Annotated in this window: 8 protein-coding genes; all 8 read left to right on the forward strand. The window is 73.6% G+C overall.

Features of this window, described 5'->3' with window-relative positions; genetic code table 11:
- The first annotated feature begins 163 nt into the window (after positions 1–163).
- Positions 164–1,441: an MFS transporter gene (locus SXIM_RS25760; protein WP_046725230.1), complete on the forward strand. Its 1,278-nt coding sequence runs from the start codon at positions 164–166 to the stop codon at positions 1,439–1,441.
- Positions 1,438–4,692, forward strand: coding sequence for a type I polyketide synthase (locus SXIM_RS25765; RefSeq protein ID WP_281289063.1), 3,255 nt, complete (start codon positions 1,438–1,440; stop codon positions 4,690–4,692). Before SXIM_RS25760 ends, SXIM_RS25765 begins: the two co-directional genes overlap by 4 nt.
- The gene (locus SXIM_RS25770; protein WP_342783636.1) at positions 4,689–12,107 is read left to right on the forward strand and encodes a MupA/Atu3671 family FMN-dependent luciferase-like monooxygenase; all 7,419 of its coding nucleotides are present in this window, start codon (positions 4,689–4,691) and stop codon (positions 12,105–12,107) included. Before SXIM_RS25765 ends, SXIM_RS25770 begins: the two co-directional genes overlap by 4 nt.
- Before the next feature lie 78 nt (positions 12,108–12,185).
- Positions 12,186–13,061, forward strand: coding sequence for a helix-turn-helix domain-containing protein (locus SXIM_RS25775; RefSeq protein ID WP_078847038.1), 876 nt, complete (start codon positions 12,186–12,188; stop codon positions 13,059–13,061).
- Positions 13,062–13,228: 167 nt separating this feature from the next.
- The gene (locus SXIM_RS25780) at positions 13,229–14,092 is read left to right on the forward strand and encodes an ABC transporter ATP-binding protein (RefSeq protein WP_046725232.1); all 864 of its coding nucleotides are present in this window, start codon (positions 13,229–13,231) and stop codon (positions 14,090–14,092) included.
- A gap of 106 nt (positions 14,093–14,198) precedes the next feature.
- Positions 14,199–15,275: an ABC transporter substrate-binding protein gene (locus SXIM_RS25785; RefSeq protein ID WP_030732026.1), complete on the forward strand. Its 1,077-nt coding sequence runs from the start codon at positions 14,199–14,201 to the stop codon at positions 15,273–15,275.
- Positions 15,272–17,374, forward strand: a complete 2,103-nt coding sequence (locus SXIM_RS25790; protein ID WP_046725233.1) for an iron ABC transporter permease — start codon at positions 15,272–15,274, stop codon at positions 17,372–17,374. Before SXIM_RS25785 ends, SXIM_RS25790 begins: the two co-directional genes overlap by 4 nt.
- A gap of 76 nt (positions 17,375–17,450) precedes the next feature.
- The gene (locus SXIM_RS25795; RefSeq protein ID WP_046725234.1) at positions 17,451–18,563 is read left to right on the forward strand and encodes a peptidase C39 family protein; all 1,113 of its coding nucleotides are present in this window, start codon (positions 17,451–17,453) and stop codon (positions 18,561–18,563) included.
- The last annotated feature ends 7 nt before the right edge of the window (positions 18,564–18,570 follow it).

Here is an 18,570-nt window from a genome sequence, read left to right on the forward strand (position 1 = left end):
TCAACCCGCCGTGCGGCGCACCGGTGGCCGGGCGGCACCTGAGGCGGGCAGCGGCCAGCTCGACGTGACGGCCGGCACCGGTCGTACCCGGAGAATCTGAGGGCCCTTCTTCGTTCCCGCGAGACTGCTCGGGCTGGTGACAGCCACTCAGGAGGTCGTGAAAGTGCGTTACTTCCGTCTGCTCGTCCTCAGCAACGGGGTCTCGGCATACGGCAGCTACCTCAACCTGGTGGCGCTGAACGTCTTCGTGTACCAGGTGACCGGCAGCCCCATGGCGGCGGGCATCTTCATGGCGGTGCGGCTGCTGACCAGCGTGGGCAGCGGCTTCGTCAGCGGGCGACTGGTTTCGCGCTTCGACCGCAAATGGCTGATGGTCGGATCCGACCTGGTCCGCGCCGTGATGCTGCTGGCGCTGCTGCCGCTGTCGGACGACGGCCGGCTTCCGCTGCTGTTCGTGCTCGCGTTCACGACGGGTGCCTGTACGACGCTGCACCAGGTCGCCCTGCGCACCAGCGTCCCCGAGATCGTCGGGGCCGAGCTGCGGGTCAAGGCCAACGGCCTGCTGGTCACCGGCCGTTCCCTCGCCATGATCGCCGGCTTCGCCTCCTCCGGCCTGGTGATCGCCCAGTTCGGCTACACGACGGCGTTCGCCCTGAACGCGGTCACGTTCCTGGTGTCCGCCCTGATCCTGTCCTCGCTGCCGATCCGGACCCGGGCAGCGGCCACCGAGGGGGACGAGGCGAGCGCGGAGAGCGGGCGGGCGAGCCGGTGGGTGTCCTGGACGCTGCTGCGGGCCGCACCGGTGATGGCGGCCATGCTGGCCATCCGGGGCGCCGACGCGCTGGGCTCCTCCTCCCACAACGTCGCGCTGCCCATCTACTCCAGTGAGCTGGACCCCACCCATCCGGCGACCTTCATCAGCCAGTTCTGGGCCACCTGGGCCATCGGGCACATCATCGCGCTCCAACTGTGCTCGCGCTACGGCAAGACGGGGCGGACCTTCGGGGAGAAGGCCTTCGCGGCCGGCTCCGCCCTGATGTCGGTGGGCTTCGTCCTCGTCTTCGTCGGACTGCCCACCGTCCCCGCCGTCATCGCCGCGCTGATCGCCGGAATGGCGGACGGATTCACCGAGATCGCCTACGTCAGCAAGCTCCAGGAAGCCCCCGACGAGCAGCGCGGCCGGCTGTTCGGTCTCGCGGCCGCCGTCGAGAACGGCGGATTCGGGGTCGGGATGCTCGTCAGCTCCGCCCTGCTGGAGGTCTACGCTCCGATCGTGGTCGTGGGCCTCTTCCACGGGCTCACGTTCGTGCTGTGCCTCGGCTTCCTCCTCGCGCTGGTGAGACGGGGCAGAAGACCCGCCGCACCTCCGCCGGAGGAGCGCGACACCGCCGGCACACCGGAGCCGGACGTGAAAACCTCCCACCAGGGCGGCGGTTCGTGACCCGCCCGCCGGACGACACGGCGGTGGCCGTCGTCGGGATGGCCTTCCGTCTCCCGGGAGCGGACACACCCGAGGCGTTCTGGCGGATCATCCACGCCGGCCAGGACCGCATCACGCGGTTCACCGAAGCGGAACTGCGGGCCGCCGGTGTCCCCGCGTCCCGGTACCGCGCGCCCGATTTCGTCGGCGCGAGCGGATTGCTGGAGGACGTCGCCGGATTCGACGCCGAGTTCTTCGGAATGAGCGGCAGGGAAGCCGAGGGCACCGATCCGCAGCAGCGGATGTTCCTCGAATGCGCCCACCACGCGCTGGAGAACTCCGGCTACGGGCGCGAGCGTCCCGGCACCCGGGTGGGAGTGTTCGCCAGCACCGGCAACCATCTGTACTCGCTGCAGAACTATCTGCTCAACAACGTGCTGGCGAACGGCGTCGGCGACGACTGGCTCTCCCGCTTCCAGGCACTCATCGGCAACTACGCCGATTTCACCGCCACCCGCGCCGCCTTCCGGCTCGGCCTGACCGGGCCCGCCGTCGGTGTCCAGACCGCCTGTTCCTCCTCGCTGGTCGCCGTGCAGCTCGCGGCCCAGTCGGTGCTGGTCGGGGACTGCGACATCGCCCTGGCGGGCGCCACCGCCGTCCACGTCCCCCAAGTGCTCGGCTACCGCTATGTGAAGGGATCCATCCTCTCCAAGAGCGGGTATCTGCGGGCCTTCGACGCCGGCGCGGACGGAACGGTCGGTGGTGACGGTGTCGCCGCGATCGTCCTCAAACCCCTGGGGCGGGCGGTCGCCGACGGGGACACCGTCCACGGCGTCATCCGGGGCTGGGGGGTGACCAACGACGGGGCGAGCAAGACGATGTACACCGCCCCGAGCGCGCTCGGACAGCGCCGCGCCATCCGGCTGGCCCTGGAACGCGCGGGGGTCGGCGCGGACTCGATCGGCTATCTGGAGACGCACGGCACCGGCACCTTCAAGGGCGACCCCATCGAGTTCGCGGGCGCGACGGCCGCGTTCCGGCACGACACCGACCGCACCGGGTACTGCGCACTCGGTTCGACGAAGGCCAACATCGGGCATCTGGATGTCTGTTCGGGCCTGGCGGGGCTGCTGAAGACGCTGCTCGTACTGCGGCACGGAATCATCCCCCCGCTGGCGAACTTCACCCGCCCCAACCCGGCCCTCGACCTGGACCGCAGCCCCTTCTACATCCCGCGCACGGCCCGCGCCTGGCCGGCGGGGGACACCCCGCGCCGGGCCGGGCTCACGTCCCTGGGGGTCGGCGGCACCAATGTCCACCTCGTCCTGGAGGAGCCGCCCCCTGTCGCTCCCCGCGGACCGAGGAGAAGACCACCGGGGGTGCTCGCGCTGTCCGGCCACACCGAGGCCGCCCTGGCCGCGAACGTCCGGGCCTTCCGCGACCATCTGCGCCGTCACCCCGACACCGACCCGGCCGACCTCATCACGTCCACGGCCGGCCGCGTGGTCAGGCGGCACCGCATGGTGGCCCGGGGGGACACGGCCGCCGAACTGGCCGGCTCCCTGGAGCACTGGCTGACCGGTGGCCGGGACGGCGCTCCGGCCGGGCCGGCCCCGGGCGCACGGCACGTCGACCCGCACACCGGGTTCCTCTTCACCGGCCAGGGCAGCGCGCGCCCCGGCGCGGCCCGGGCGCTGTACGAACGCCACGCGACCGTCCGCGAGGTCCTCGACCGGTGCGAGCACGGCTACCAGGAGCTGCACGGCGGTTCGCTGCTGGGCCCGCTCCTCGACGAGCGGCCGGGGCCGCGCCGGGATGCCGCGCCGTGGCCCACCAGCACCGCCCAACCGGCCCTGTACGCGTTGCAGTGCGCGCTCGTCCGGCTGTGGCGGCAGTTGGGCGTCGTACCGGACACCGTCGCCGGGCACAGCGTCGGCGAGTACGCGGCGCTGACGGCGGCGGGCGCGCTGTCCATCGAGGACGGTCTGCTGCTCACCGCGGAACGGGGGCGGCTCATGGAGCACCTCGGCGCCCCCGGCGGGATGGTCGCCGTCCTGGCCGACCGGGAGACCGCGCTCTCCTTCACCGCGGAGCTGCCCGGCATCGAACTGGCCGCGGTGAACGGCGAGCACCACCACGTCCTCGCGGGGCCGCGGGCCGAGGTGGACAAGCTGAGCGCGCTGCTGGAGGAGCGCGGGGTCCGGGCGCGGGAGCTGCCGGTGGCGCGGGCCTTCCACACCGCGCTGGTCGACCCGGCCCTGGACGGCCTCGGGCAGGCGCTGGCCGGGGTGTCCTTCCGGCCCGTCACCGTGCCCTTCGTCTCCGGCCTGGACGGAACGGCCCGGCCGCCGGGCTGGACCCCCGACCCCGGCTACCTCCTGCGGCAGGCGCGCCGGCCCGTGCTGTTCCACGAGGCGCTGCGCTCGGTCGCCGGCCGGGGCGCCACCGCCCTGGTCGAGATCGGCGCGGGCGCCGCCCTCGCCGGGCTCGCCCGGCAGGCCCTGCCCGGGGTGCCCGCCGTGCCGAGCCTGCGCGGCGGCACCGGCGGCACCGGAGCGGAAGCACTGTGGCACGCCGCCGCCGAGCTGTACCGCGGTGGCGCGCACATCGACTGGCAGGCACTGGCCGAGGACTGCGGAGGCCGGCGGATTCCGCTGCCCGGCTACCGCTTCCAGCACAGCACCTACTGGACGGGGCCGGCACAGACCGCCCCGCGAGCGGTGGACAACCCGAGGGAAGGAACGCACATGACGGCACGGACCGCGGTCGAGGAAGTGCTGACCAACGTCATCGAGGTGACCTCACAGGCGCTGGGCAACAGGTCGGGCGCGGTGGCCGAGGACGCCTCGTTCCTGGAACTCGGCGCGGACTCACTGCTGATGATCAACGTCCTGCGCGAACTGGAGCAGACGCACGGCGTCAAGGTGTCCATGCGCGAGCTGTTCGACGAGGCTGTCACCCCCCGTCAGCTGGCGGAACTCATAGCCGGCCGCAAGTCCCCCGCCCCCGTGGACGCCCCGGCCCCGCCCGTGGTGTCGGCCCCGGCCCCGCCGGCTCCCTCCGCCACCCCGCCCCACGCCGAACCGCCGGTGTCCTCCGCCGCTCCCGTGCCACCACCGCCGGCCCCCTACGCCACCCGGGACGAAGTGGAGGAACTCGCCCGCCAGATCAAGCAGCTCTCCGGAATCCAGCTCCAGCTGATGTCGCAGCTGTCAGAGCTGCTCTCCCGGCAGAGCCTGACCACGGCCGGCGGCGGCAAGGAGGGACAGTGACCCGACCCGGTACGGAACTGAGCAGCCTCGCCGCCTCCACCGACGCCGATCTCGCGGCGATGGCCGGCCTGTCGGAGCGGATCGCCCGGCACATCGAGCGCCGTGCTCCCGCCCCGGAGCAGCCGGCCGACGCCGGTGGCGCCGCCGGCGGCGGACCGGCTCCCGTCCACGGCCCACGGGTGAGCGTCTCCCGTTCCTCCGGCATGGTCCGGCGACCGGCCGGCGCGAGCGGGGCGGCCGTGAGCACCCAGGAGGCCCATCTCGACGACCTCGTGGAGCGGTACACCCGCAGGACCCGCCGGTCCAAGGAGGCCGCGGCCCGCCATCGCCCGGTGCTGGCCGACAGCCGTGCCGTGGTCGGCTTCCGCAGCAGCACCAAGGAGATGCTGTACCCCATAGCGGGCCGGCGGGCCAAGGGCTCGACGCTGGAGGACATCGACGGCAACCGGTACATCGACATCACCATGGGCTTCGGCGTCCTGCTGTTCGGTCACGAACCGGAGTTCGTGACCGAGGCCGTCGCCGAACACCTGTCCCGGGGCGTTCTGCTGGGGCCGCGCGACCTCGCCACGGGCGAGGCCGCCGAACTGCTGACCGGACTCACCGGCCTGGACCGTGTCGCGTTCGCCTGCTCGGGCACGGAGGCGAACGCCGGGGCGATCCGTCTCGCCCGCGCCGCCACCGGGCGCGGCACGATCGTCACCTTCCACGGCGCCTACCACGGCCACGCCGACAGCGTCCTCGGCCGTTCCTCCGGCTCCGGTGCCGACCGGGTCACGGTGCCGGTGTCTCCCGGCATCCCGCCGAGCGCGGTCCAGGACCTGCTGGTGCTCGACTACGGCGCCCCGGCGTCCCTGGAGACGATCGAGCACCTCGCGGACCGGATCGCCGCGGTGATCATCGAGCCGGTGCAGAGCCGGCACCCGTCTCTGCGCCCGGTCGAGTTCGTCCGCGCCCTGCGCGAGCTGACCCGCCGCCACGGCATCGTCCTGATGTTCGACGAGATGCTCACGGGTTTCCGGCCGGCACCGCGCGGCGCGCAGGAGCTGTACGGGGTCGCACCCGATCTCGCGACGTACGGAAAGGTCCTCGGTGGAGGCTTTCCGGTGGGGGCCATCGCCGGCCGGTCCGACCTCATGAGCGGCGTCGACGGCGGCCTGTGGGCGTACGGCGACGACAGCCATCCGCAGAGCGACACCACGTTCTTCGGCGGCACCTACCTCCAGCATCCGGTGTCGATGGTCGCGGCGCGAGCCGTGCTGTCCCACCTGACCGAGCACAGCCCCGTCCTGCAGCAGCGCCTCAACGCCCGCACCGACGCGTTCGCGGCGACGCTGAACGACTTCTTCGAGGACGAGGAATTCCCGCTGCGGGTGAGCCACTTCGGCTCCCAGTTCCGCTTCGAGCACCGTGCCGACATGGAACTGCTGTACCACCACCTGATGCTGCGCGGGATCCATGTCTGGGAGTGGCGCAACTTCTTCCTGTCCACCGCGCACAGCGACGGTGACATCGAACGGATCATCGACGCGGTCAAGGAATCACTGCGGGAACTGCGCGCCGCGGGCTTCTTCCCGCGCACCGCCGCGCCCGGGTCCGCTCCCGTGAGCGCCCCCGGCCGGGCCACCGTCCCCGCCCCGGTCACCACCCCCGTAGCGGCGGCCGATCCCGTGGCCGCGCCCGAGCCCGCGGCGCAGGACGCTCCGCCGCCGGCCGTACCCGCCCTGGCCTGGAACACCCGGGCCACGCAGGCCACGCGCCCCGCCGCGACACCCCCGGTCTCCGAACCGGATTGCCGGCGACCCGACTTCAGCCTCTACTTCTTCGGCGACTACCCCCAGGTCGACAACGGCTACGAACTCATCGCCGAAACCGCCCGGTTCGCCGACCAGCACGGATTCCACGCCCTGTGGATGCCCGAGCGGCACTTCCACTCCTTCGGCGGCCTCTTCCCCAACCCCGCCGTACTCGCCGCCGCCCTGGCCAGGGAGACCAGCCGGATCCGCCTCAACGCGGGCTCGGTCGTCCTCCCGCTCCACGACCCGGTCCGGGTCGCCGAGGAGTGGTCGATGGCCGACAACCTCTCCGGCGGACGGATCGGGATCGGCTGCGCCAGTGGCTGGCACGCCAACGACTTTGTCTTCTTCCCCGAACGCTTCGGCCGGCACAAGGAGCTGATGTACGAACAGCTCGCGGACATCCGGCGACTGTGGCGCGGTGAGGCGCTGACGCGCGCCGGCGGCGACGGCCAGGCCGCGATCCGGCTGTTCCCCCGCCCCGTCCAGCAGGACCCGCCGATGTTCACGGCCGTGGTCGGCAACCCCGCGTCCTACGAACTGGCCGCCCGGCACGACCTGGGCATCGTCACCAACCTGATGTCCCAGAGCGTCGAGGAACTCACCGCGAACATCGCGCGCTACCGCCGCGCCCGGGCCGAACACGGCCTGGACCCCGACGCGGGCCGGGTCGCCGTCCTGCTGCACACCTACCTCGCGGCCGACCACGACCAGGCCCGGGCCGACGCCTACGAACCGCTGGCCCGGTACATGCGGTCCTCCCTGTCGCTCTTCGGCGGCGTCGCCAACAGCCTGGGGTACAAGGTCGACCTCACGGGGCTCGACGAGGACGACCTGGACGCCCTGTTCCGCCGGGCGTACGACCGCTACTGCGACCAGCGCGCCCTGATCGGCACCGCCGAGAGCGTCTCACCCGTGGTGGAGGCGGTGAGCGCGGCCGGGGCGGACGAGATCGTCTCGCTCGTCGACTTCGGCGTGCCGCCCCGGGCGCTGCGATCGGGACTCGTACATCTCGACGCCCTGCGCCGGGGCCATAGCGGCACGGGGCCGCGCCGGCCACAGGAACCGCAGGAGCCGCAGGAGCCGCAGGACCCCGGCACCCCGCTGTCACCCGGGCAGCAGCGTGTGTGGATGCTGCACCAGCTCTTCCCGGACAGCACCGCCTACAACGAGGTCAAGGCCATCCGGTTCGACGGCGCGCTGGACGCGGACACCCTGCGCACGGCACTGCACGGCCTGGTGGCCCGGCACCCGGCCCTGCGCACGGTCTTCCGCGAAACGGACGGGGAGCCACGCCAGTTCGTGCTGCCCACCGGCCGCCTCGATCACGAACTGATCGACCACGAGACGGCGTCCGAGGAGGAACGGGAAGCCGCCGTGCGTGAGGTGCTGGCGGCCGAGAGCGCCCGGCACTTCGACCTGGAGAACGGCCCCCTGCTGGTCAGCCGCCTCATCAGGACCGGCCCCCAGCGCCATGTGCTGGTCCTGTCGCTGCACCACATCGTCTCGGACGCCGCGTCCGCCACGATCATGGCGCGGGACCTGTCCGAGCTCTACCGGGCCGCACGCACCGGCACCGCGCCGCAGCTGCCCGTGCTGGAACGGACCCCTCTCGACGCGGCCCGCGAACAACGGGCCGCGCGGGACGGTGACACGGCGCGGCAGGACCTCGCGTACTGGCGGGAGAACCTCCGCGGCGAACTGCCCGTCTCCAGCCTCCCCTTGGACCGGCCGCGCAGCGCGGCCATGACCTCCCGCGGCCGCGCGGAGTTCCGCACTCTGGACCCCGAACTGTCGGACGCGCTGCGGCGGCTGAGCCGCGAGCACCGCACCACCCTGTTCATGACGCTGCTCACCGGGTACGCGGCCGCGCTGCACCGGATGACCGGCGTGCGGGACGTCGTCATCGGCACCCCGACGTCCAACCGCCCCCCGGAGTACCGGGATGTCATCGGGTTCTTCCTCAACACGGTCGCCCTGCGCGTCGACCTGTCCGGCGACCCCGCCTTCGAGACCCTGCTGCGGAAGGTCCGCTCCGTGGCGCTGGACGCCTACGACCACGCCGCGCTCCCCTTCGACTCCGTGGTGCAGGCCCTCGCCCCGCCGCGCACCACCGCGCACACCCCCGTCTTCCAGGTCATCGCCGAGTACGAATCCGGCGAGCCGTTCCGCTTCGACCTGCCCGGCCTGCGGGCGGAACCGCTGGAAGCGGGACCGGACAAATCCCTCACGGACCTGAGCGTGTACTTCACGGACCGGCCCACGGGCATTCTGTGCCAACTGGAGTACAACACCGACCTCTTCGACGCGGACACCGTCGACCTGTTCTACGCCGCCCTGCACCGGATCCTGCGCGGGGCCGTCCGCGATCCCGCACGGCCCCTGTCCGCCCTCGACGAGCCACCCGCCGAGGCGGCCCACGACACGCCCGTACCGCAGGCGTGGCAGCACGGCGAGGAACACCCGGTGGAAGCCGTCACGGTGCACGAACGGGTGGCGCGCCAGGCGGCACTCGCCCCCCACCGCACCGCCGTGATCTGCGGCGACCGCGAACTGACCTACGGCGAACTGGACCGGCGCGCCGACCGGCTGGCGGCCACGATCCGCCGGCAGGACCCCGGCACCGATCCCGCCGCCCCCGTCGCCGTCTGGCTTCCCCGTGGCCCCGACCTCGTCGTCGCCCTGCTGGCGGTCCTGAAGGCGGGACGCCCCTACCTCCCCCTGGACCCCTCGCTCGGCCGGCCGCGCGCCGGGACCGTGATCGCCCACGCAGGGGCGCCGATCCTGCTCGCCGCCCGCGGGGACGCGCCGGACCTGCCGCCGCTGCCGGCGGACACCCGCGTCGTGGGACTCGCCGATCCGCCCGGTGACGCCGCGCCCCCGCCCGCGGCCGCGGTGAGCGGACCGCAGGACCCCTGCTACGTGATCTACACCTCCGGCAGCACCGGCGGCCCCAAGGGCGTGGTGGTGCCGCACCGGGCCGTGGTCAACCTCTGCCAGTGGCACCACCGCCGCTTCTCCTTCACCCCGGCCGACCGCAGCGCCCTGCTGTGCAGCCAGAGCTTCGACGCCTCGGTCCTGGAGATCTGGCCGACGCTGACCGCCGGCGCCTCCCTCGCCGTCGCGGACGACACCGACCGGCAGGACGCCCGGGCGCTGGCACGCTGGTACGCGGACCGGCACGTCACCTTCAGCATCCTGCCCACCGCCCTCGCCGAGACCGTGCTCGAACTGCCGGCCCACGAACAGCCCCCGCTGCGCCACCTCGCGGTGGGCGGGGACATCCTGCGCACCCGGCCCAGGGCCGGGAGCCGCTACGAGGTCGTCAACCTCTACGGCCCCACCGAGGTCACCGTGCTGTGCACCGCGTACGGCGTCACCCCCGACGGGCCCGGCGAGGACTCCGCTCCGATCCCGATCGGCCGGCCCATCGACAACGTCCGCCTCGCGGTCCTCGACGAGCACGGCGCCCCGGCGCCGGTCGGCACCCCGGGCGAGCTGTCCGTGGGCGGGCCGGGCATCGCCGACGGCTATCTGCACGAGCCCGCCCTGACGGCGGACCGCTTCCGCCACGAGCGCCACCCCGGCGGCGGGAGCGGGCGGATGTACCGCACCGGCGACCTGGTGCGGTGGACGGCGGAGGGCGTCCTGGAGTTCCTGGGCCGCGGCGACGACCAGGTGAAGATCCGCGGCTTCCGGGTGGACCCCGAAGAGGTCTCCCGGGTCCTGGCCGGCCTCCCCGAGGTGCGGGAGGCCATCGTGCTGCCCCGCCCGGGCCCCCGGGACGAGCCACGCCTGGTCGCCTTCGTGGCCCCCGCCCACCCCCGCACGGACGCCGGGGAGGGCGCGCGGGCGTTCGCGGACCGGCTGACGCGGCAACTCGCCGACCGGCTGCCGGAGTACCTCGTGCCACGGGCATGGTCGGTACTGGACCGGCTCCCGCTCTCCGGTACCGGCAAGGTGGACCGCGCGGCGCTTCCCGCGCCCGGGTACACCACGCGGCTGCCGGCCCCGGCGCGCGCCCCGGAGCCCGCCGCCCCCGCCCCCGCCCCCGCCGCGGCGAGCGGTGAGCCCGGGGAGTGGGAGGCGCGACTGCGCCCGCTGTGGGCCGCCGAGTTCGGCCTGGACCCGGACGCCGTCGACCCCGATGTGTCCTTCTTCGACCTGGGCGGTCACTCGATCACCGCGATCCGGCTGGCCAACCGGATCCGCGCGGAGTTCGCCACCGACTTCTCCATGACCCGCTTCTACCAGGAGCCGACCCCACGGGCGGTGGCCCGCCATCTGGCCGGGCTGCACTCCGGCCCCGCCCGGGAACTGGCGCACCGCGCGCCGCCGACACTCCAGCAGCAGGGCTTCATCACCGGACACCACGAGCACCCGCTGCCCCAGGTCTACAACGTCGCCATGCGGATCACACTCACCGGTGAGCTGGACCCGGAAGATCTGCGCACGGCGCTCGGCCGGCTCGTCGCACGCCACGAGTCCCTGCGGCTGCGCTTCGTCGAGGAGAACGGTGCCTGGTCGCAGGAGGTGCTCCCGCCTCGGCCGGTCGACCTGCCCGTGGAGGATCTCAGCGCCCACCCCGCGGACGCGCGCGACACCGAGGTCGATCGCGTGAGCGCCGAACTGGCGCAGACCCCCTTCGACCTCACCGCCGGGGTGCGGCCGAGGTTCCGGCTGCTGCGCACCGGCCCCTCCACCTGGGTGCTGCTGTTCGTCCTGCACCACGCCTCGTGCGACGGGTGGGCGGTGAGTGTCCTGCTGCACGACTGGGCCGCCCTGTACGCGGCAGCGGTCAGCGGCATCCCCGATCAGCTCCCGGAGCCGCTCCAGTCCACCGACTACGCCCGGTGGCAGCAGCGCCATGCCCTGCCGGAGCGGGAGGCGGCGCGCAGGGCGGCGTACTGGGTGCCCCAGCTGACCGGCGCTCCCTTCCGCACGGCGCTGCCGCTGGACCGCCCGCGCCCGCCGAAGCCGAGCGGGAAGGGCCGGGCGGTGCTGTTCACCGTCCCGGCGGAGGTGCGCCGCGACGTGGAGCGCCTGGCCGCGGCGCGCGGCACGACCGCCTTCGCCGTTACCGGTGCCGCCCTGGGGCTCCTGCTGTCCGGGCTCTCCGGGCAACCCGACGTCCTGCTCAGCGTGCCCTACGCCAACCGGGACCGCGGCGAGTTCGAGTCGCTGGTCGCCTGCACGGCCGCGACGTACGTGCTGCGGGTACGGGCGGGGGACGCCCGGGACTTCGGCGCGCTCGTCGACGGGGTGACCCGCGCGGCGACCGAGGGGGTCGATCACGTCCTGCCGCTGCGGAAGGTCGTCGCGGCGCTCCGGGAGAAACACGGACCCGAGGGCATACCGGACCGCGTCACCATCGGGTTCCAGTACCAGAGCTCGCTGCGCACGGACATCAAGCTCCCCGGTCTCGACACGGCCGTCGAGGACCTGATCGTGCCGGCCGCGCGTGCGGAGTCGGCGTTCGGTCTGGTCCCCGCCGGGGACATCCTGACCGGGTACATCGCGTACGCCACCGATCTGTGGGACCACAGCACGGTCCAGGGCTGGGCCGACGCCTATGTCCGGCTGCTCACCGAGAAGACCCGGGAGGAGTTGCACAAGTGAACCCACCGGCCGTCCCCGGGGCCCCCGGGGACGGCCGGGCCCCGGGGCGGGCGCGGGCCCCGGGATAGACTCCGGCGCATGGTCAGGTCCTCCCGTGGTGAAGCGAACCCCGGGATGTGGCGGCGCGAGGCGGGCACCGCGGTACGCGCGACGGTGGCGCTGCCGGAGCGCGCGGTGGCCTCGATGGCGATCATCGCCGGGTTCCGGATCCCCCGGGTGCCCACGGAGTGGGCGCCGCACTCGCATGCCCTGCACGAACTGGTCTGGGTGCGCGGGGGCACGCTGACCTCCCGGGTGGGGGACCGCGTGTTCACCGTGTCCGAGGGGCACGGGCTGTGGATGCCCGCCGGAATGGTGCACGGCGGCCGGGCGACGGCGGGCGCGGAGTTCCACGACGCCTTCTTCGCACCCGACCGCACACCGTTCGCGTTCGCGGAACCGAAGACCATCGCCATGACCCCGCTGCTCGAATCGCTGCTGGCCCATCTGTCCCGTGCGGATCTCGACGCGGCGGCGCGTGCGCGGGCGGAATCGGTCGTGTTCGACGTGCTCCGGCCCGCGGAACGCCAGTTCGCGTTGCAGCTGCCCGGCGACCCCCGGATCGACGCGATCGCCGAGGCTCTGCTGGAGGACCCCGCCGACGGCCGTTCGCTGGAGGAGTGGGCGCGGTCGCTGGGGATCAGCGACCGCACGATCACCCGGGCGTTCCGGCACGCGACGGGTCTGTCCTTCGCCCAGTGGCGGCAGATGCTGCGCGCACACCGGGCGCTGGCCCTGCTGTCCGAGGGATTCGATGTGATGTCGGTCTCCGAGGTACTCGGCTACGCGCAGCCCAGCTCCTTCATCGCGGCCTTCCGGCGGGTCATGGGAACCACCCCGGGCGCCTTCTTCGACCCGGCCGGTGGCGCTCCGCCCGATGTCCGGAATCCCGTATCGGGTGTCCGGGCCTCCTGATTGTCGACATGGCGAGGGGAATATAACCTTCTCGGAGTTAGGTAACCCTTAGTTGTTGCTCGCCGTGAACGGTTCCCGCCGTGCGGGGGAGAGTTCGCGGCCCGGCCGGTGAGAACCGGACGGAGGGTGCCCGCACTCCCTGCCCCTCCGACCACCCGGACCCCCCGATGTTCACACGCCCCTTCCGGCGCACCGCACGCCCCGCGGCCGGCCCCGTCGCCCCGGTGGCAGCCCTCCACGGGCACGACCTGGTGCTGCGGTACGGCGGCACCCCGGTCGTCCACGGCGTCTCCGTGGCTCTGGAACCCGGCCGCGCGACCGCCCTGGTGGGACCGAACGGCAGTGGGAAGTCCACCCTGCTGCGCGCGCTCTCCCGGCTGCACCGGGTGGACGGCGGCCGGGTCACCCTCACCACGCCCGGCGAGGAGACCGAGCGCGACACCGCCCTGCTCAGCGCCCGCCAATTCGCCCGCGAGGTGACGCTCTTCTCCCAGTCCAGGCCCGCACCCCAGGGGCTGACGGTCGCCGAGGTCGTGGCCTTCGGGCGCCACCCGTACCGGGGCAGCTTCGCCGGACCCACCGCCGGGGACCACGACGCGATCGACCGCGCCATGGGCGTCACCGGAGTGCGCGACATGGCCGGGCGGCCCGTCGGCGAACTCTCCGGCGGCGAGATGCAACGGGTCTGGCTCGCGGCCTGCCTCGCCCAGGACACCGGTGTCGTGCTGCTGGACGAACCGACCAACCACCTGGACCTGCGCTACCAGATCGAGACACTCGACCTGGTGCGCGACCTCGTCGAGGAGCACGGCATCGCCGTCGGCGTCGTACTGCACGACCTCGACCAGGCGTCCCGCGTCGCCGACACCCTGGTCCTGATGCGCTCCGGCCGCGTGCACGCGGCCGGTGAACCCGCCGACGTCCTCACCGCGCGGAACATCTCCGAGGTCTACGACATCCGCGTCGAGGTCGGCGTCGACCCGCGCACCGGCCGCCTCCGCATCGACCCGCTGGGACGGCACCCCGCCTGAAGCGGACCGACGGCACTCCCTGAAGCGGCACCCCCGCCGCCCCATCCCACCGCGCCGCACGGCACCTCCGCCGCGCCGCGTCGCACCGCAGGAAAGAGGATTTTTCATGAACCGTGCCCGTCGCCTGGCGGCGTCGACCGCCACCGGGCTCATCGTGCTCGCCGCAACGGCCTGCGGCACGACGGACGTCGACAAGCCCGCGAAGGACACCGGCGCCGACGCCTCCGCCGACGCCTCGCCCGCCTCGCAGAGCTGCGCCGAGGACACCACGACCACCTCCACGGAGCCGGTCTCCCTCACGGACGGCGTCGGCCGGCAGGTGCAGCTCGACAAGCCCGCGCAGCGGATCGCCGTCCTGGAGTGGCAGCAGATCGAGGACGCGCTGACCCTGTGCGTCACCCCCGTCGCGGTCTCCGACGCCGAGGGGTACCGCACCTGGGTGAGCGCCGAGGAACTGCCCGCCGGGGTGACCGACATCGGCACCCGCGAGGAGCCCGACCTCGACACCCTCTACGCGGCCGACCCCGACCTCGTCGTCGTGGAGGCGTACGACGCCGACGACGAGACCATCGCGCGGCTGGAGAGCCGGGGCGTCCCCGTCCTGGCAACCCGCGGTGCCAACCCGCAGGACCCGATCGGGAACATGCGGGAGGTGTTCGGCATGATCGGGGAGGCCACCGGACGCTCCGAGCGCGCCGACCAGGTCCTCCAGGAGTTCGACGAGCACCTCGCCACGGCGAAGCAACAGGTCATCGACGCCGATCTGCCGACGAACGACTTCCTGTTCTTCGACGGATGGGTGCAGGGCGGCAACCTCACCATCCGCCCCTACGGCGACGGCGCCCTGTTCACCGAGATCGGCAAGGAACTCGGCATGAACCCCGTGTGGGACGACGCCGTCAACGAGGCCCACGGGAACGGCGGCGTCGACCCCTCCTACGGCCTCGCCCAGACCGACGTCGAAGGGCTCGTCGCGGTGGGGAACGCCAACCTCTTCTACGCCAATGACGAAGGCGTCGGCGGGTACGTCGCCGCGCTGGAGGAGAACCCCCTGTGGACGACCCTGCCGGCCGTCCGGGAAGGCCGCGCGCACGCCTTCCCCGCGCGGGTGTGGGGCGCCGGCGGCCCGCGCTCCTGCGCGCAGGCGATCGACGCCTACGTCGATGTCCTCGACCAGAAGTGAGCACCACACACACCCCGGTACCCCGGCAGGACACGCCGCCGCGCCCCGTGCGCGGCGGCCCTCCCGCCGGGGTCGCCGTCCTGGCGTCCCTGCTCGTGGTGACGGTCCTGGTCGGCATGTGGCACCTCACCCAGGGCACCTCGGGCATCGGCGCAGGTGACCTGTGGCGGTACCTGACCGGGGACCGGGACACCACCGGCGGGGCGCCGGTCGGCGAGATCATCATCGGCTCGCGGCTGCCGCGCCTGCTGGCGGGCGTCGCGGTGGGCTTCGCCCTCGGCTGCGCCGGCGCGCTGCTGCAGTCCGTCACGCACAACGCCCTGGCGTCCCCCGACACCCTCGCGGTCACCGCCGGCGCCTACTTCACGCTCTCCTTCGTCGCGGCCCTCGGTCTCACCGTCCCGTTCTGGGCCTCGGGCGCCGTCGCCTTCGCGGGCGGCCTGGCGGCGGCGGCACTCGTGCTGCTCCTGGCGGGACGGGCCGCGGGCACCACCGGCACCCGCCTCATACTCGCCGGCTCGGCGACGGCGATGGCCCTGCAGGCGGCCACCGCCATGCTCCTCATCCTGTTCAAGCAGAACACCACCGGCCTCTTCGCCTGGGGGAGCGGTTCGCTCGCCCAGCTGAACATCGACGCCTCGACGCGCGCCTTCCCCCTGGTCGCCGTCGTGCTGATCGTCGCCCTCGCGCTGTCCCGGCGGCTGGACGTGATGAACCTGGGCGACGACGCCGCCGCCACCCTCGGCGTGCCGATCCGGGCCACCCGCGTCACCGCCGTCATCTGCGCGGTGCTCCTCACCAGCACGGCGGTCACCCTCGCCGGCCCGATCGCCTTCGTCGGCCTCGGCGCCCCCGTCCTGGCCCGCCTGATCGCGGGACGGGTCACCGCGCTGCGCCGCCATCTCCTGCTGATCCCCGCGGCCGGGCTGCTCGGCGCGCTGCTCATCCTGCTCGCCGACGCGACACTGCGCGCGGTGCAGGGCGCGAGCGGCGCCGCCTCCATCCCCACCGGGGTACCGACCGCACTGCTGGGCTCCGTCGTGATCGTGCTCCTCGCGCTCCGCCTGCGGGACACGGGCGGGCTGCGGCAACCCCCGCACGTACGGGTCGCCGCACGGTCGCGCCGCGCGTTCCTCCTCGTCGTGCTCGGCGCGGTCACCCTCCTGGTGACGGCCGCCCTGGTGGCGCTGCTGGCCGGCAGCCTGTGGCTGCGGACCGGCGACCTCCTGCTGTGGGCCCAGGGCAACGCCCCCGTCCTGGTCGGGCAGGCGCTCGATGACCGGGTCCCGCGCGTCCTGGCCGCGATCCTCGCCGGCGCGGCGCTGGGCCTGGCCGGATGCGTCGTGCAGAGCGCGGTGCGCAACCCGCTGGCGGAGCCGGGCGTCCTCGGCATCACCGCGGGCGCCGGACTGGGCGCGGCGGCCGTCGTCACCTCGGGGCTGTCCGGCGGACGGCCGCTGCTCATCGCGGCCGCGGTCGCGATGGGGCTGGCCACATTCGGGCTGATCGCCCTGCTGTCCTGGCGCGGCGGCTTCCTGCCCGACCGGTTCGTCCTGATCGGCATCGGCTGCGGGTACGGCCTCAGCTCCGTCACCACCTTCCTGCTGCTGCGCGCCGACCCCTTCAACACCCCCCGCATCTTCACCTGGCTCTCGGGCACCACCTACGGGCGCACCCTGCCCGATGTCGTACCGGTCGCGGTGGCCCTGGCCGTCGCGATCCCGGTGCTGCTGGCCATGCGCGGCCGGCTCGACCTGCTCGCCGTCGACGAGGACACCCCGCGCATCGTGGGGGTGCGACCGGAGCGCACCCGTTTCGCCGCCCTGTCGATCGCCGCGGTGCTGGCGGCGGTCAGTGTGATCGCCATCGGTGTCGTCGGGTTCGTGGGGCTCGTCGCCCCGCACCTGGCGCGGTCGCTGGTGGGCGCCCGGCACGGCCGCGCGATCCCCGTCGCGATGCTGCTCGGCGCGCTGCTGGTCTGCGTGGCCGACGCCCTCGGCCGCACGATCGTCGCGCCCGCCCAGGTGCCGGCCGGCCTGATGATCGCCCTGGTCGGCGGCCCGTACTTCATCTGGGTGCTCCGGCAGTCCCGTGCCTGACACCGGCCCGGGGCCCGCACCGCACACCGCTGCGGGCCCCGCCCCTCGTCCCCTCCGACCCGCCAGGAACGCCGCCATGACATCCCCGCAGGACCCGTCCGAGCAGAGCATCGTCGTCCCGTTCGATCCCGCTGCGCCGCCGGACCCGCTCGCGCGGCTCGTGCCCGCCGAGGTGGGGGAGCGCTGGCGGGCGGTCGACCGCTCCGCCCACACCCCGTACCTCGTGGCCGTTCCGGGCGACACGGCTGAGCACTGGGTGGGCGCGGCGCTCGTGACGGCCCGCCCGCACACCGCCTACCTGAAGATCGTCGACGCCGTCGGCGACGTGCCGGCGGCGGCCCTGGCCGTCGTCGAGCACGCACGCCGCCGCGGACTCGCCCAGGTCAAGTGGGAAGGCTGGACGGCAGGCCCCGAGGATGCCGCCGCCGCCGGCTTCGCCCCGCTGATCCCCCCGCTCGCTCAGCTGGACGACGCGGCCGGTCCCCCCACCGGGTACGTCCACTGGTTGCGGGACGGCGCGGGGCACGAACCCGCGTACTACGGACAGACCACGCACTTCACCTGCGGTGCCGTCACCGCCCTGGTCGCGCGGGAACACGCGGGCGAGCTGCCACGGGAGGCACTGGACCGCACCGCCGAGCTGACCCTGTGGCGCGACGCGACCAACTTCCCCGCCTGCGAGCCCGTAGGACTGGGCGTGGCCGTGCGCCGGGCGTGGCCCTCGCTCCCCGTCGAGGTCCACCTCGACGTGGACCGGCCCGTCCTGATCGACCACCACCCACAGAACGAGCAGGGCTGGCGCGCCCACCTCCAGCGCGTGTCCCGTACGGACGCCGGACGGCTCGGCGTCCCGATCCACCCGCGACGCCTGACCACCGCCGCGATCCGCGCCGCGATCGACCGGCGCGAGCACGTGCTCCTCCTGCTCTCGCTCGCCGCGATGCAGGGGTTCGACGTGCCGCACTGGGTGCTGTGCCACGGCACCGTACCCGGCGCCGTCGTCATCGAGGACCCCTGGGCCAACGCCGCGACGGGGGACACCTGGGTCGACGCGCACCTGCTGCCCGTCCCCGACACGGCGCTGGAGACGATGTCGGCCGTCTCCGCCGACCCCTTCCACGGCGCGGTCACCATCGGCCGTGACGCGCGGCGGCCCGACGCCGCCACGTCCGGCCCGGCGGGGGAGTAGCCCCCGC

The organism is Streptomyces xiamenensis, assembly GCF_000993785.3.
Taxonomy (GTDB): Bacteria; Actinomycetota; Actinomycetes; order Streptomycetales; family Streptomycetaceae; genus Streptomyces; species Streptomyces xiamenensis.